Source organism: Nocardioides sp. QY071, from assembly GCF_029961765.1.
In the GTDB taxonomy this organism is placed as follows: Bacteria; Actinomycetota; Actinomycetes; order Propionibacteriales; family Nocardioidaceae; genus Nocardioides.
In genome coordinates this window covers 4484675-4499224 of record NZ_CP124681.1, presented here as the reverse complement: position 1 = coordinate 4499224, position 14550 = coordinate 4484675, and the positions used below count along the sequence as shown (strand labels likewise).

The following is a 14550-nucleotide window of genomic DNA, read 5'->3' as shown; positions in this document are numbered from 1 at the left end:
CGATAGCCTGACCCCATGCCTGAAACCTCCGCGCCGCGGCTGCTGGGCCCGGCGGAGGTTCGGGAGCTCGCAGCGCGGCTGGGCGTACGTCCCACCAAGCAGCGTGGCCAGAACTTCGTCATCGACGCCAACACGGTGCGCCGGATCGTCCGCGAGTCCGGCGTCACCGACGGCGAGGTGGTGCTCGAGGTCGGGCCGGGGCTGGGGTCGCTGACCCTGGCGCTGCTCGAGGTGGGCGCCGAGGTGACCGCGGTCGAGATCGACCCGCTGCTGGCCGAGGAGCTGCCGGCGACGGTCCGCACCTTCGCGCCGGACCAGGCCGAGCGGTTCCGGGTGGTGCTCGCCGACGCGCTGGGCATCACCGAGGTCCCCGGTCCGCCGCCGCAGGCACTGGTCGCCAACCTGCCCTACAACGTGTCCGTGCCGGTGCTGCTGCACCTGATGGCGCTGCTGCCCTCCCTGCAGCACGGCCTGGTCATGGTGCAGTCCGAGGTCGCCGACCGCCTGGCCGCGCCGCCGGGGTCGAAGACCTACGGCATCCCCTCGGCGAAGGCGGCCTGGTTCGCCGACGTACGACGCGCCGGGGCGATCGGGCGCAACGTCTTCTGGCCCGCACCCAACGTCGACTCCGGCCTGGTCGCCTGGACGCACCACGCGCCGCCGACCGACGAGGTCACGCGGGACCAGGTGTTCGCCGTGATCGACGCGGCGTTCGCGCAGCGACGCAAGGCGCTCCGCGGCGCACTGCGCACCCTCGCCGGTGGCGCCGAGCAGGCGGAAGCCGCGCTGCGGACGGCGGGCGTCGACCCGCTGACCCGCGGCGAGGCACTCGGGATCGACGAGTTCGTGGCGATCACGGTCGCCCTCCACGCGACGGCCGACGGCCCGAAGGACGATCAATGACGCAAGTGACGGTCCGGGCACCCGCCAAGATCAACCTCCACCTCGGAGTCGGCGGGCTGCGACCGGACGGCAAGCACGCCCTCGCGACGGTCTACCAGGCCGTCGGGCTGTACGACGACGTCACCGTCGTCGAGGCCGAGGACTGGGCCGTCGGGCTGACCGAGCCGGTCGACGGCGTACCCCTCGACGGGGACAACATCGCCATCCGCGCCGGTCGCGCCCTCACCGCGCACCACGGCATCGACCGAGCCGCCCGGATCACCATCGCCAAGGGCATCCCGGTCATGGGCGGGATGGCCGGCGGGTCCGCCGACGCCGCGGCGACGCTGCTGGCGCTGGACCGGCTGTGGGACCTGCAGACCACCGACGAGGACCTGCTCCGCATCGCCGGGACCCTCGGGTCCGACGTACCGTTCGCGCTGCTCGGTGGCACCGCCCTCGGCACCGGCCACGGCGAGATCGTCACCCCCGTCCCGGACACCAGCTCGGTGTGGTGGGTCGTCGTGCTCTCCGACGAGGGCCTCTCGACCCCCGCCGTCTACGGCCACTTCGACGAGCTCTCGCCCGACGCCCCCGTCGAACCCCCGACCCCGGAGGCGTTGATCGAGGCGCTCGCCGGCGGCTGCCCCCAGGAGATCGGCGACCTGCTCGCCAACGACCTCTGGCCTGCCGCCCGCGACCTTCGCCCCGACCTGGTCGACGTCGAGGTCCAGCTGCGCAGCATGGCCCCCGACGGCGTCCTGCTCTCCGGCTCCGGACCGACGCTGCTGATGCTGCACGAGGACGTCGAGGAGGCGCGGACAACCGTCGCCGAGCTCACCGGCCTCGGACACCGCTGCACCCTCGCGCCCGGACCCGTCGCCGGTGCCCACGTGGTGACCTATGCCTGAGCCGCGGTCGCTGCTCAACCTCGAGCGGGTCTCCAAGTCCTACGGCATCCGCCCGCTCCTCACGGACGTCTCCCTCGGCATCGGGGCCGGGGAGCGGATCGGCATCGTCGGCCGCAACGGCGACGGCAAGACCACGCTGCTGCGGATCATGACCGGCACCGAGGAGCCCGACGAGGGCCGGGTCTCGCGGCAGCGCGGCCTGCTGGTCGGGGTCCTCGCGCAGCAGGACGACTTCGACGACACCCACACCGTGCGCGAGGTCGTGCTCCAGGGCATGGCCGACCACGAGTGGGCCGCCGACGCCCGGCTGCGCGAGATCGTCGACGTACTCCTCGCCGGGGTCGACCTCGACCGCGCCGTCCACGGCCTGTCCGGCGGCGAGCGGCGCCGCTGCGCGCTGGCCGGCCTGCTGCTCGGCGACCACGACCTGATCGTGCTCGATGAGCCCACCAACCACCTCGACGTCGAGGCCGTCGCCTGGCTCGCCGCGCACCTCGCCTCCCGCTCGTCCGCGCTCGTCGTCGTCACCCACGACCGGTGGTTCCTCGACGCCGTGTGCCAGCAGACGTGGGAGGTCCACGACGGGGTCGTCGACCTCTACGAGGGCGGGTACGCCGCGTTCGTCCTCGCCAAGGCCGAGCGCCAGCGTCAGGCCGCCGCCTCCGAGCAGCGTCGCCAGAACCTGGTCCGCAAGGAGCTCGCCTGGCTGCGCCGCGGCGCCCCCGCCCGGACCTCGAAGCCGAAGTTCCGCATCGATGCCGCGAACGCCCTCATCGAGGACGTCCCCCCGCCGCGCGACCGGCTCGAGCTGCAGCGGTTCGCGACCCAGCGGCTCGGCAAGGACGTCATCGACGTCGAGGACGTCGACTTCTCCCGCGGCACCCGCCAGCTGCTCTCGCACGCCACCTGGCGCCTGGGCCCCGGCGACCGGGTCGGCCTGGTCGGCGTCAACGGCGCCGGCAAGACCTCGGTCCTCTCGCTGCTCGCCGGCGAGGCCTCGCCCTCGGTCGGCAAGGTCCGCCACGGTCGTACCGTCGCCCTCCAGCACCTGTCCCAGAACGTCGAGTTCGACGACCCCGAGGCCCGTGTGCTGGCCACCGTCGAGTCGATCCGCCGCGTCACGAAGACGATCGACGGCGAGATATCCGCGACCTCGATGCTCGAGCGCTTCGGGTTCACCGGCGACCGGCTCACCGCCCGCATCGGCGACCTCTCCGGTGGCGAGCGCCGCCGCTTCCAGCTGCTCCGGCTGCTGCTCACTGAGCCGAACGTGCTGCTGCTCGACGAGCCAACCAACGACCTCGACATCGAGACCCTCAACGTCCTCGAGGACTTCCTCGACGGCTGGCCCGGCACCCTGGTCGTCGTGTCCCACGACCGGTACTTCCTCGAGCGGGTCACCGACTCCGTGTGGGCCCTGCTCGGCGACGGCCAGATCTCGATGCTGCCGCGCGGGGTGGATGAGTACCTCGAGCGGCGGGCTCGGGCGATGCATCTCGCCCCGCCCTCAGATCGTTCGATCGAACGACTCGAGGGAGTTGGAGGCACGTCCACCCCCTCAGATCGTTCGATCGAACGACTCGAGGGACCGGCAGCCAAGGCCAAGGCCGGCTCGGCCGAGGAGCGGGCTGCACGCAAGACCGTCGCCCGGCTCGACAAGGTCCTCGAGCGTCTCTCCGCCCGCGAGGCCGAGCTCACCGCCGACCTCGCCGAGAACGCCACCGATCCCGAGCGGCTGACCGCGATCGGGACCGAGCTCACCGCGCTCCAGGAGGAGAAGGAGGCGGCTGAGCTGGAGTGGCTCGAGGCCGCCGACGTGCTCGAGTGAGCCGCCTCGGCCGGCAGGCGTGCCGGCGGCCGGCTGTCGAGGTCGCCGCGGATCGAGCGGGCGTCAGCCCGAGAACGGCACGAGCAGCCGCCGCAACAACCCGGCGAGGTCCGCCTGGTCGTCGACCGAGAGCCCGGTCAGCAGCTCCCGCTCGGCGTCGAGCAGGGCGGCGAACGCGCCGTCGACGGCGTCCTTGCCGTCCGGGGTGAGCCGGACCAGCACCCCGCGGCGATCGGTCGGGTCGGGGTGCCGCTCGACCAGCCCGCGGGTCGTGAGCCGGTCGACCCGGTTGGTCATCGTCCCGCTCGTCACCAGCGTCTCGCGCAGCAGCCGGCCGGGGGAGAGCTCGTACGGCTCGCCCGCGCGTCGCAGCGCCGCCAGCACGTCGAACTCCCAGGACTCGATGTCGTGCGTCGTGAACGCGTGCCGCCGGGCCCGGTCGACGTGGTGGGCCAGCCGGGAGATCCGGCTGAACACGGACACCGGGCCGAGGTCGAGGTCGCTGCGCTCGCGCGCCCACGCCTCGATCAGCTCGTCCACCTCGTCCCGCATGCGCTCACCATATCCGACGTGTCGAGAATCTTGATATCAAGATAAATCGAGCGTAGGGTCGGCCCCGTGGAATCCCGCACCGCTGACCTCGGCCCGGTCACCCTCGCCAGTCTGGTCTGGGGCGACCTCGACGACCGCGGCCGGCCGCTGGCCGTCCTCCTCCACGGCTTCCCGGACACCGCCCACACCTGGCGGCACCTCGGCCCGGCACTCGCCCGCGCCGGCTACCGCGTCCTCGCACCCTTCACCCGCGGCTACGCCCCCAGCGGCATTCCCGCCGACGGCAGCTACCACGTCCCTGCCCTCATGCACGACGCCCTCGCGCTGCACCGGCTCCACGGCGGCGACGACCGCGCCGTTCTCGTCGGCCACGACTGGGGCGCCATCACCGCCAACGGGGTCGCAGCCTCGCCGGCCAACCCGTTCGGCGCGATCGTGTCGCTGTCCGTGCCTCCTCTCTCGGTGATGAACCCGCGCCGCGACGACCTCGGCCGCTGGCTGCGCATCCTGCCGCGCCAGGCCGGGCTGAGCTGGTACACGCTGTTCAACCAGCTGCCCCGGCTGCCCGAGGAGCGCTTCGACGCCCTCGTCGCCCACCTGTGGCGGCGCTGGTCGCCCGGCTACGACGCGACGGCCGACCTCGCGCACCTCGCGGCCGCCGTACCGGACGACGCGCACAAGGCCGCCGCGATCGGCTACTACCGCGCCCAGCGGCGGCTGCGCCAGATCCCGGCGCGGTACCAGTCGCTGGCGCACGACTGGACCCGCGAACCCCGGGTGCCGCTGCTGTACCTGCACGGAGCCGACGACGGCTGCCTCGACGTGCGCTGGGCAGGACGGATCGGCGACCGCCTGCCGGCCGGCAGCCGCGTGGCCGTCGTCGAAGGCGCCGGGCACTTCCTCCAACTCGAGCGTCCGGACGTCGTCAACGCCCGCATCCTCGACCATCTGCGCGAAGGAGCACGCCCATGAGCCTGACCTGGGACCCCGACCGCTACCTGACCTACGCGGACGAGCGCGGGCGCCCGTTCCTCGACCTCGTCGGTCGGGTCGCAGCCGACGATCCCCACGTCGTGGTGGACCTCGGTTGTGGACCTGGCAATCTCACCTCCCTTCTCGCTGATCGCTGGCCGGCGGCGGCGATCACCGGTGTCGACTCCAGTGACGCCATGATCCGCGCGGCCTCCGACAGTTCGGCTTCGGAACGGGTGTCTTTCCACAGGGCCGACCTGCGCGACTGGTTGGCGGTCGCGGAGCCCGGGGGAGTCGACGTCCTCGTCTCCAACGCGACGCTGCAGTGGCTGCCCGAGCACCTCGACCTGATGGGGGCTCTCGTGGGGGCCGTGCGGCCCGGCGGCTGGCTCGCCTTCCAGGTCCCCGGCAACCACGACGAGCCCAGCCACACCCTGCGCGCAGAGCTGGCCGCCGAGCCGCCGTACGCCGCCCACACGGCCGGCGTCGCCGCCCCGCACGCCCATCGCGCGGAGGCCTACCTGCGCGCGCTCCAGGCGCTCGACTGCGAGGTGGACGCGTGGGAGACGACCTATCTCCACGTGCTCCACGGCGAGGACCCGGTCTTCACCTGGGTGTCCGGGACCGGCGCCCGTCCGACACTGCAAGCGCTGCCCGCCGAGCTGCGCGGCCGGTTCGAGGACGAGTTCAAGGCGCGTCTGCGCGCGGCGTACCCGGACGAGGGCCACGGTGTCGTGCTGCCGTTCCGCCGGATCTTCGTGGTCGCCCGCACCCCTGCCTGACCCGACCCGGCCGGAGCAGCAGGAAAGGCAGCCGCCGGGATTCCCCTCCCTCCGGGGAACCCCGGCGACTGTTGCTCCCCACCGTGGTTGTGGCTGGTGCGCCGAGGCGACCGCAGTCCCTGTGTCAGGGCATCGAGCCCGCAGCACCCCCCAGATGCTTCGGACCCTCGCCGTCCCTCCCGCCCCCCAGCCGGATCGGATCGGCGCTGCAGCCGCCTCGGCAGCTCAAGGGGCGGCGCGGCCGCCCGGGTATCGGTGGCGCCGGGTCGCGGGATGCGTCCGCGGCCGGGCGACTCCGAGGTGCTGGTCGCGGCACATCTCGACGATGGTCGTGACGACCGCGGTGGCGTGCGTCGTACCGACCTGGCGAGCGAGGTCGATGATCCGGCCCGGGTACGCCGACCACGGGTCCGCGATGATCATCGCGACGTGGTGGCGCCACTCGTTGATGGTTCCGTGCGCGACGATGTCGACGAGCTCCTCGACGGAGTCGAGCATCGGCACGGTCCAGGCCCGGTCGACGCCCTGGACGAGCAACGCGTGCGCGGCACGCAGTCGCGTGTCGTCGAACGCGTCGAAGGCCGTCGTCCGCGCGTGCCTGTGGTGTCGTCGGCCGACCCCGGGCACGAGCATCCGGCGCATGGCGGCGGTGGTCACCGGGAGCCGGGAGTCGGTCTCCAGCGCGGTGCCGTAGCGGTGCTGGAGCCGGGCGAGCCGGACGTGCCCCAGCTCGTCGGCGAGCGCGGTGAGCGCGGTGTGGTCCTCGATCCCGTCGAACAGGGCGAGGCCGACCAGGTTGGCCGTGGCGGCGCACGCGGGGAGCGTGTGCGAGATGTCCTCGTGCTCCTCGACCAGTGCGATCAGGCGGGCCCATACGTCGTGGTCCTCGCTCGCGACGCCACGAGTGCGGGCCAGGGCGTCGTCGATGACGTCGAGGAACAGCTCCTCGTGGGGGACGCCGACCGCGCGTCGTACCCGCATGTGGTCCTGCAGTACGGCGGCCCGGCGGGCGAGCGAGCGCGGGCGCAGCGGGACGACCGGCGGCAGCGGACGGCTGCCGCGCGCGGCGGTCGAGCGCGTCGTGCTCATCTCTCTCCGATCGGTCGGTGCGAGTCCCTGCCGGGGCTGTCACTGAACTGGACGGAGGTCGGAGCCGAACATCACGCGGTTTTCGCGCCGAGTTAGAAAGTTTTCGGATTCGGTTGCATCATCGGAGGCGCTCGATCGTTGGACACAGGACGAGCGCGAGACAAGGCAGCGCAACGATGGCGGAGGATCGGATGGGCGAGGACGCGTCCCGCACCCCTGAGGAGGAGCTCCTCGAGCGGGTGCGCTCCGGCGACACCGGTGCGTTCGAGGAGCTGTACCGCGACCACGTCGACGGTGCCCGCCACCTCGCCCGGATCCTGGTCGGTCCCGACGCCGCCGAGGAGCTCGTCGCCGAGTCGTTCTCGCGGGTCCTGGGGCAGCTGAGCGCGGGCGGCGGCCCGACGTCGAGCTTCCGCTCCTACCTCCACGTCACCATCCGCAACGGCTACCGCGACGGCCTGCGCTCGCAGCGCGAGTCGGTCGCGTCCGACCAGCCGTGGCTCTTCGAGCAGGCCGAGACCGCCGAGGTCACCCCTGAGCAGGCCGTCGAGGGCCTCGACGAGACCGTCGCCGTCGACGCGCTCGCGACGCTGCCGGAGAGCTGGCGCAAGGTCCTGTGGCACGTCGAGGTCGAGGGCCGCAAGCCCGCCGAGGTCGCGACCCTGATGGACCTCAAGCCGCGTGCCGTCTCCTCACTCGCCCACCGCGCCCGCGAGGGCCTCAAGCGCGCCTACCTCGACCTGCACGCCGGTCCCGAGCCGGCCCGTGAGCAGTGCAGGTGGGTCCACCACCGGATGAGCCAGTACGCCCGGGGCGACCTCGGCGCCCGCGCCGAGCAGAAGTTCGGAGCCCACCTCGACGGCTGCGCCTCCTGCCAGAGTGCCTTCCTCGTCGTCGACGAGGTCAACCAGAAGCTCGCCGTCCACGTGCTGCCGATCGTGCTGCTCGCCGTGCCTGCGGGGGGCAAGGGCCTTCTCTGGCTCGCCGGCGGTACGGCGGCCGGTGGCGCCGCCGCGGGCGCCGCCTCGAGCGGCGGTGCCACCGGTGGCGCGTCGGGTGGCGCATCGGGTGGCGCGTCGGGGGGCGCGTCCGGAGTGGGCGGTCCGGCCGTGGCCGTGGCTGCTGCCGTCGCCGTGGCCGCCGTGGCGGCCGCCGCCTTCGCCGCGTTCGGTGGCGACCAGCCCGACCGCGCCCCGGCGGCCTCGCGCCCCGCGGCGGCGGTCACGCCGGAGGAGACCCCGGCCGACGCCCCGGCCGACCCGCCCGTGGCCGAGCCCGCCTCGAGCGACCCGACCCCGGCCGCACCCGCGCCCACGACCTCGTCCCCCGCCCCGGCGCCCGGGACGGCGAAGCAGGCGCCGAGCGACGACCCGAAGCCCGCGGACCCACCGGCCACGAGCGACAGCCCGTCGGCCGCACCCGCCAGCGCTCCCGGCGCCCCGCCGCCCCCGCCGGCGTCTCCCGCCACCCCGCCCACCGACACGCCGCCGACCACCAAGCCGAACCCGACCGACTGCGGCGACCGCCGGATCTGCGCCGGTCCGGTGACGATCACGCTGCCGGGCGACGGCGAGCGCGGCGTGACGGTCGAGGTCGACCTGCCTGGACTGCCGATCAAGGTCGGCGTCGGACCCGACGGTGTGATCGTGGGCACGAACCACTGACGAGGCTCGCCCCAGAGGTTACCGGCGAGTAATCTGGGTTCCATGACCCAGGTCCACAGCCTCTGGAAGACCACGACGAACCTCCCCGTGGTCGGCGGCACCCTCGGCAAGCGCGTCTTCTCGATCGCGTTCAGCCAGAAGGCGCCGTACTTCGCCACGATCCACCCGCGGGTGACCGAGCTGCGTCCCAACTACGCCTCGGTGGTCATCCCGAAGCGCCGCAGCGTGCAGAACCACATCGGCACGGTCCACGCGATCGCGCTGTGCAACGGCCTCGAGATGGCGATGGGCGGCCTCGCCGAGGCCACCATCCCCAGCAGCAAGCGCTGGATCCCCAAGGGCATGACCGTGAGCTACACGGCCAAGGCCACCGGTGACGTCACGTGCATCGCCGAGACCGACCAGGAGCAGTGGGACACCGCCGAGGGCGACCTGCCCGTGCGCGTCCGAGGCGAGCTCGCCGACGGCACCGTCGTCATCGACGGCACCATCAACCTGTGGGTCACCAGCAAGAAGAAGTGACGCCCGCCGCGGTCAGGGGACCGTGCTCGCCTGGGTGGTGAGCGCGGTCATCCCGACCTCGAGCGGCTTGTGCTCGCCGACGAACCTCTTCTGGACCCACGTCGCCACGACGGTCAGCACGAGGTTGACCGAGATGTAGAGGAACGCGAGCACGACCGCGGTCTGGAAGTGGGTCCCGGGGAACTCCGTCCACATCGCCTTGCCGATGTAGGTGAGGCCCGGCGCCACGATGTAGTAGCCGAGGCTGGTGTCCTTGAGCGCCACCACGCACTGGCTGATGATCGCGGGCAGCATGATCTTCACCGCCTGCGGCAGCAGGATCAGCGTCATCACCTGGGTCTTGCGCATGCCGATGGCGTACGCCGCCTCGGCCTGCCCCTTCGGCACGGCCAGGACGCCGGCGCGGAACACCTCGGCGAGCACGGCGCCGTTGTAGAGCGTCAGGGCGAGCACCACGCTCCAGTACGGGCCGAAGCCGTCGCCGATGCCCCAGGTGTAGAAGATGAAGATCATCAGCAGCAGGACCGGCACGGCGCGGAAGAACTCCACGACGAGTGCGCAGGCCCAGCGCACCGGCCGGTGGTCGGAGAGCTTGCCGATGCCGAACACGACGCCGAAGAGCACGGCACCGATGATCGAGGAGAACGCCATCTGCAAGGTCTTCAGCAGGCCGTCGACGAGCAGCGCGCGGACGTACTTCGGCGTGACGAACTGCTCCCACTTGCTGTAGGCCAGCTGTCCCTTCGAGTCCAGGAACAGGACCAGGCCGACGATCCCCGCGACCACGGCGACCGCGGTGAGCGCGGTGTAGAGGCGGTGCCGGGCGATCGTGCGGGGGCCGGGGGCGTCGTACAGCACGGATCCTGACATCAGCGGGCCGCCTTCCAACGCCGCTCGAGGCCGACGGCGCCGAGCGAGATCAGCTCGACGAGCACGATGTAGCCGATCGCGAAGATCACGAAGATGAGCATGGTGTCGTCGGCGTTGCGGTTGACGAAGTAGCGCATCCGGAAGGTGGCCTCGGCCAGACCGAACACAGCGACCACGGAGGTGTTCTTGGTCATCGCGATCAGGGTGCTCGCCAGCGGCGGGACCGAGGCCCGGAACGCCTGGGGCAGCACGACGTGGCGCATGTTCTGCCCGAAGGTCATCCCGATCGCGCGAGCCGCCTCGGCCTGCCCCAGGGGCACGGCGTTGACGCCGGAGCGCAGGGACTCGGCGACGAAGGGTGCGGTGTAGAGGCTCACCGCGATGGTGCCCTTGATGAGGAACGGCGTGCCGGTCAGCAGGCCGACGTTGGGGGCGGCGAAGAAGACGAAGACGCACATGACGAGCAGCGGTGTGTTGCGGACCAGGGTCACGTACGTCGCCGCGACCCACCGCAGCACCGCGATCGGCCCGACCCGCATGGCGGCCAGCGCTGTGCCCAGGACCAGCGCCGCGACCCCGGAGAGGAAGGCGAGCTGCACAGTGAGCCAGAACGCCTTCAGCACCAGGTCGAAGTGGGAGAACACGTCCTCCACGTCGGCGACCCTCCTTCTCGTTCGAATCAGACCCGCCGTGGGCCCGGCACCGGGTGCCGGGCCCACGGGCGGACGGTGATCAGGCGCAGGGGTCCATCGCCGGCGGCTCCGGCGTGTCGACACCCGACTTGCCGAGCGTGACCTCGAACGCCTTGGCCCAGTCGCCGTCGTCCTGAGCGGCCTTGATGGTGTCCTCGATCCACTGGCACATCTCCGGGTGGTCCAGGGAGTAGCCGACGCCGTACCGCTCCTCGGAGAACGGGTCGACCACGACCTTGAGCTCGTCCGGGTGCTCCGCGGCGTAGCCGAGCAGGATCGCGCCGTCGGTCGTCATCGCGTCGACGGATCCGTTGAGGACCTGGTCGACGCACTCCGAGTAGGTGTCGAAGCCGCGCGGCGTGGCCCCCGCCTTCTCGATGTTGTCCAACGACGTGGAGCCGGTGACCGAGCACACCTCAGTGCCCTTCACGTCGTCGAGCGAGGCGATCTTGCTGTCCGACTTCACCAGCAGCTGCTGGCCGGTGACGTAGTAGGGGCCAGCCTGGCCGACGACCTGCTTGCGCTCGTCGGTGATGGAGTACGACGCGATGACCAGGTCGACCTCGCCCTTCTGCAGGAAGGACTCCCGGTTGGCCGAGATCGTCTCGACCCAGGTGATGTCCTCCGGGGCGATGCCGAGGCTCGCGGCGAGGACCTTGCCCATCTCGGGGTCGAAGCCGGCGGGGGCGTCGTCGGTGGCGCCCTTGAAGCCGATGCCGGGCTGGTCGTACTTGACGCCGATCTTGATGTTCCCGTCGTCGGCCAGCTCCCGCATCCGGGTGCCCTCGTCGAACTGCGAGGCGGCGTCGGTCTTGACGTCGACCTCGATGCCCTTGTCGTCGTCGTTGCCGGCGTCGCCGCATGCGGCGAGCGTCGACGCCACGAGAACGGCTGCCGCGGCAACCTTCAGTCTGTTCAGTCGCATGCGCTACTCCTTCTAGTGTTTGAGGATCTTGCCGAGGAAGTCCTTGGCCCGGTCGCTCTCCGGGTTCGTGAAGAAGGTCTCGGGGTCGCCCGTCTCGAGGATGCGGCCGTCCGCCATGAACACCACGTGGTTGGCGGCGGTGCGCGCGAAGCCCATCTCGTGGGTCACCACGATCATCGTCATCCCCCGCTCGGCGAGGTCGACCATGACGTCGAGGACCTCCTTGATCATCTCCGGGTCGAGGGCCGAGGTGGGCTCGTCGAAGAGCATGACCTTCGGCTCCATCGCCAGCGCCCGGGCGATCGCGACGCGCTGTTGCTGCCCACCGGACAGCTGGGCCGGGTACTTGTCGGCCTGGTGGCCCACCCCGACCCGGTCGAGGAGCTCGCGCGCGCGCTTCTCGGCCTCCGCCTTCGACTGCTTGCGCACCTTGATCGGGCCCAGCGCGACGTTCTGCAGGATCGTCTTGTGGGCGAACAGGTTGAAGCTCTGGAACACCATCCCCACGTCCGCGCGGTGCCGGGCGAGGGCCTTGCCCTCCTGCGGCAGCGGCGATCCGTCGATCAGGATCTGACCCGAGTCGATCGGCTCCAGGCGGTTGATCGCGCGGCACAGGGTCGACTTCCCGGAGCCCGAGGGGCCGATCACCACGACGACCTCGCCGCGGCCCACGCTCAGGTTGATGTCCTGGAGCACGTGCAGCCCGCCGTACCACTTCTGCACGTCGACGAGCTCGACCAGGGATTCGCCGGAGCGGGGCGCGTTGTCGCCCACGGGAACGTCGTCGGTGACGGTCATACGCGTGGACGCTAGTCCCGATGGGCCATGCTCGGCTAGTACCTCCGGCCCGGACGTCCGACAATGTTGCCGGACTGTGTCCGAACTAGAAGATGTCGGGCAGCACGCTCAGCGCCAGTCCCACGAGCAGCGCGAGCACGGCCAGCAAAGCCGCGCGGCGATGGGCCTTCGCCGAGGCTGCCCGGTCGGCGTCCGTGAGCGGGTCGAGGCCACGCTCGGCTCGCCAGGCCGTCTCCTCGGCCTCCCACTGGTCCGTCGGCGTGGCACCGCGCAGCACCGTCCCCACCCCGAGCAGCAGCAGCGTGAACGCACCACCAGCCACCGTCAGCACGGTGAGGATCGCCGAGACGCCACGGGTGCCGGTGCCGAACATCAGCCCGGCGCCCATGCCGACCGAGACCAGCAGCGCGAGGATGCTGAGGATGCTGCCGATGACCTCGTTGTTGCGGGCGACGAAGCCTGGGGGAGCGGTGTCAGCCATGCCCTGACCCTAACCAGACGCCGGCAAGACAGCGGTGAGGGATTCGGGTCGTCACCGCCGTGCGCCGTACCCTTGAGCGGTCATGAGCGCCACCGCAGAACAGCCGAGGACCTACGAGGTCCGCACCTACGGGTGCCAGATGAACGTCCACGACTCCGAGCGCCTCTCGGGACTCCTCGAGGACGCCGGCTACCGGGCTGCGCCCGATGGTGAGCAGGCCGACGTGGTCGTGTTCAACACCTGCGCGGTGCGCGAGAACGCCGACAACCGGCTCTACGGCAACCTCGGTCACCTCGCGCCGGTCAAGGCGAAGCGCCCCGGCATGCAGATCGCCGTGGGCGGCTGCATGGCGCAGAAGGACCGCGACACGGTCGTGAAGCGGGCGCCGTGGGTCGATGTCGTGTTCGGCACCCACAACATCGGCTCCCTGCCGGCGCTGCTCGACCGGGCGCGCAGCCAGCAGGAGGCGCAGGTCGAGATCCTCGAGTCGCTCGACGTCTTCCCGTCGACCCTGCCGACCAAGCGCGAGTCGGCGTACGCCGCGTGGGTGTCGGTGAGCGTCGGCTGCAACAACACCTGCACGTTCTGCATCGTGCCGAGCCTGCGCGGCAAGGAGAAGGACCGCCGGCCGGGCGAGATCCTGGCCGAGATCGAGGCTCTGGTCGCCGAGGGCGTCTCCGAGATCACGCTGCTGGGCCAGAACGTCAACGCGTACGGCGTGGAGTTCGGCGACCGGCAGGCGTTCTCCAAGCTGCTGCGCGCGTGCGGCGACATCGAGGGCCTCGAGCGGGTCCGGTTCACCAGCCCGCACCCGGCCGAGTTCACCGACGACGTCATCGAGGCGATGGCCCAGACGCCGAACGTGATGCCGAGCCTGCACATGCCGCTGCAGTCCGGCTCCTCGAAGGTCCTCAAGGACATGCGCCGCTCCTACCGCCAGGAGAGGTTCCTCGGGATCATCGAGCGGGTGCGCGCTGCGCTCCCCGACGCCGCGATCACCACCGACATCATCGTCGGCTTCCCCGGCGAGACCGAGGAGGACTTCCAGGAGACCCTCAAGGTCGTCCGGGAGGCCAGGTTCGCCGGCGCGTTCACGTTCCAGTACTCCAAGCGCCCCGGCACCCCGGCCGCCACCCTGCCCGACCAGGTGGACCAGGCCGAGGTCACCGACCGCTACAACCGCCTCGTCGAGGTGGTCAACGAGATCACCTGGGACGAGAACAAGCGTCTCGTCGGCCGCGAGCTCGAGCTGATGGTCGCCGAGGGCGAGGGCCGCAAGGACGCCGAGACCCACCGGCTCTCCGGCCGCGCGCCCGACAACCGCCTGGTCCACTTCGAGGCCGACTTCTCGCAGGTCGACGGGGAGCCACGGCCCGGTGACATGGTCACCGTCGAGGTCACGTACGCCGCCCCGCACCACCTCGTCGCTGACGGCCCGGTCCGCGCGCTGCGTCGTACCCGCTCGGGTGACGCGTGGGAGCGGCGGACCGCCTCTCCTGCCGCACCCACCGGTGTCGGCCTCGGCATGCCCTCGATCGGCGTGCCGGCACCGCTGCCCGACGCGCCCGTGTGCGGGTGAGCC

General features: G+C 71.6%; 15 protein-coding genes. 8 read left to right on the top strand and 7 right to left on the bottom strand.

The genetic code is table 11. The features are described from left to right. Positions 1–15 precede the first annotated feature (15 nt). The 3 genes from rsmA to QI633_RS21690 are packed head-to-tail and all read left to right on the top strand — an operon-like array spanning position 16 to position 3621. The gene (gene rsmA / locus QI633_RS21700) at positions 16–903 is read left to right on the top strand and encodes a 16S rRNA (adenine(1518)-N(6)/adenine(1519)-N(6))-dimethyltransferase RsmA (protein ID WP_282427047.1); all 888 of its coding nucleotides are present in this window, start codon (positions 16–18) and stop codon (positions 901–903) included. Then, on the top strand, positions 900–1793 hold the full coding sequence (locus tag QI633_RS21695) for a 4-(cytidine 5'-diphospho)-2-C-methyl-D-erythritol kinase (RefSeq protein WP_141797461.1): 894 nt from the start codon (positions 900–902) through the stop codon (positions 1791–1793). The genes rsmA and QI633_RS21695 overlap by 4 nt, the downstream gene beginning before the upstream one ends. Continuing rightward, positions 1786–3621 (top strand): ABC-F family ATP-binding cassette domain-containing protein, encoded by a 1836-nt coding sequence (locus QI633_RS21690; protein ID WP_282427046.1) that lies wholly within the window; start codon positions 1786–1788, stop codon positions 3619–3621. Before QI633_RS21695 ends, QI633_RS21690 begins: the two co-directional genes overlap by 8 nt. A 63-nt stretch (positions 3622–3684) precedes the next feature. Here QI633_RS21690 and QI633_RS21685 read toward each other — a convergent pair whose 3' ends face one another. Then, entirely contained in the window at positions 3685–4173 is a 489-nt protein-coding gene (locus QI633_RS21685; RefSeq protein ID WP_141797463.1) for a MarR family transcriptional regulator, read from the bottom strand. Positions 4174–4239: 66 nt separating this feature from the next. Between QI633_RS21685 and QI633_RS21680 the strand changes: the two genes are divergently transcribed. Together QI633_RS21680 and QI633_RS21675 are read left to right on the top strand one after the other, a co-directional pair. Continuing rightward, positions 4240–5145 (top strand): alpha/beta hydrolase, encoded by a 906-nt coding sequence (locus tag QI633_RS21680; protein WP_282427045.1) that lies wholly within the window; start codon positions 4240–4242, stop codon positions 5143–5145. Further along, positions 5142–5927: a methyltransferase domain-containing protein gene (locus tag QI633_RS21675; protein WP_282427044.1), complete on the top strand. Its 786-nt coding sequence runs from the start codon at positions 5142–5144 to the stop codon at positions 5925–5927. The genes QI633_RS21680 and QI633_RS21675 overlap by 4 nt, the downstream gene beginning before the upstream one ends. A gap of 225 nt (positions 5928–6152) precedes the next feature. On the opposite strand, the gene QI633_RS21670 is transcribed toward QI633_RS21675, so the two are convergent. Then, the gene (locus QI633_RS21670) at positions 6153–7016 is read right to left on the bottom strand and encodes a hypothetical protein (RefSeq protein WP_282427043.1); all 864 of its coding nucleotides are present in this window, start codon (positions 7014–7016) and stop codon (positions 6153–6155) included. Between the two features lie 191 nt (positions 7017–7207). Between QI633_RS21670 and QI633_RS21665 the strand changes: the two genes are divergently transcribed. Both QI633_RS21665 and QI633_RS21660 read left to right on the top strand, forming a co-directional pair. After that, positions 7208–8680 carry a sigma-70 family RNA polymerase sigma factor gene (locus QI633_RS21665; protein ID WP_282427042.1) on the top strand — a complete coding sequence of 491 codons (1473 nt, stop codon included), beginning with the start codon at positions 7208–7210 and terminating at the stop codon, positions 8678–8680. A gap of 42 nt (positions 8681–8722) precedes the next feature. Continuing rightward, complete coding sequence (locus QI633_RS21660; protein WP_282427041.1) at positions 8723–9202, top strand: hotdog fold domain-containing protein; 480 nt, start codon at positions 8723–8725, stop codon at positions 9200–9202. A 12-nt stretch (positions 9203–9214) separates the two neighbouring features. Here QI633_RS21660 and QI633_RS21655 read toward each other — a convergent pair whose 3' ends face one another. The 5 genes from QI633_RS21655 to QI633_RS21635 all read right to left on the bottom strand — a co-directional run bounded on the left by QI633_RS21655 (position 9215) and on the right by QI633_RS21635 (position 12968). Next, complete coding sequence (locus QI633_RS21655) at positions 9215–10072, bottom strand: amino acid ABC transporter permease (protein ID WP_282427040.1); 858 nt, start codon at positions 10070–10072, stop codon at positions 9215–9217. After that, entirely contained in the window at positions 10072–10725 is a 654-nt protein-coding gene (locus QI633_RS21650; RefSeq protein ID WP_282427039.1) for an amino acid ABC transporter permease, read from the bottom strand. The genes QI633_RS21655 and QI633_RS21650 overlap by 1 nt, the downstream gene beginning before the upstream one ends. A gap of 79 nt (positions 10726–10804) precedes the next feature. Then, positions 10805–11689 (bottom strand): glutamate ABC transporter substrate-binding protein, encoded by an 885-nt coding sequence (locus QI633_RS21645; protein ID WP_141797471.1) that lies wholly within the window; start codon positions 11687–11689, stop codon positions 10805–10807. 12 nt (positions 11690–11701) lie between these two features. After that, positions 11702–12487, bottom strand: coding sequence for an amino acid ABC transporter ATP-binding protein (locus QI633_RS21640; protein WP_141797472.1), 786 nt, complete (start codon positions 12485–12487; stop codon positions 11702–11704). 85 nt (positions 12488–12572) lie between these two features. Then, positions 12573–12968 (bottom strand): hypothetical protein, encoded by a 396-nt coding sequence (locus tag QI633_RS21635; protein WP_141797473.1) that lies wholly within the window; start codon positions 12966–12968, stop codon positions 12573–12575. A gap of 82 nt (positions 12969–13050) precedes the next feature. On the opposite strand from QI633_RS21635, the gene miaB reads away from it, so the two are divergent. Beyond that, on the top strand, positions 13051–14547 hold the full coding sequence (miaB, locus tag QI633_RS21630) for a tRNA (N6-isopentenyl adenosine(37)-C2)-methylthiotransferase MiaB (protein ID WP_282427038.1): 1497 nt from the start codon (positions 13051–13053) through the stop codon (positions 14545–14547). Positions 14548–14550 lie beyond the last annotated feature (3 nt).

Coding starts and splice junctions, on each gene's coding strand:
- QI633_RS21645 (WP_141797471.1), bottom strand. CDS start 11,689: ATGCGACTGAACAGACTGAAGGTTGCCGCGGCAGCCGTTCTCGTGGCG.
- rsmA (WP_282427047.1), top strand. CDS start 16: ATGCCTGAAACCTCCGCGCCGCGGCTGCTGGGCCCGGCGGAGGTTCGG.
- miaB (WP_282427038.1), top strand. CDS start 13,051: ATGAGCGCCACCGCAGAACAGCCGAGGACCTACGAGGTCCGCACCTAC.
- QI633_RS21655 (WP_282427040.1), bottom strand. CDS start 10,072: ATGTCAGGATCCGTGCTGTACGACGCCCCCGGCCCCCGCACGATCGCC.
- QI633_RS21670 (WP_282427043.1), bottom strand. CDS start 7,016: ATGAGCACGACGCGCTCGACCGCCGCGCGCGGCAGCCGTCCGCTGCCG.
- QI633_RS21665 (WP_282427042.1), top strand. CDS start 7,208: ATGGGCGAGGACGCGTCCCGCACCCCTGAGGAGGAGCTCCTCGAGCGG.
- QI633_RS21690 (WP_282427046.1), top strand. CDS start 1,786: ATGCCTGAGCCGCGGTCGCTGCTCAACCTCGAGCGGGTCTCCAAGTCC.
- QI633_RS21685 (WP_141797463.1), bottom strand. CDS start 4,173: ATGCGGGACGAGGTGGACGAGCTGATCGAGGCGTGGGCGCGCGAGCGC.
- QI633_RS21640 (WP_141797472.1), bottom strand. CDS start 12,487: ATGACCGTCACCGACGACGTTCCCGTGGGCGACAACGCGCCCCGCTCC.
- QI633_RS21695 (WP_141797461.1), top strand. CDS start 900: ATGACGCAAGTGACGGTCCGGGCACCCGCCAAGATCAACCTCCACCTC.
- QI633_RS21635 (WP_141797473.1), bottom strand. CDS start 12,968: ATGGCTGACACCGCTCCCCCAGGCTTCGTCGCCCGCAACAACGAGGTC.
- QI633_RS21675 (WP_282427044.1), top strand. CDS start 5,142: ATGAGCCTGACCTGGGACCCCGACCGCTACCTGACCTACGCGGACGAG.
- QI633_RS21660 (WP_282427041.1), top strand. CDS start 8,723: ATGACCCAGGTCCACAGCCTCTGGAAGACCACGACGAACCTCCCCGTG.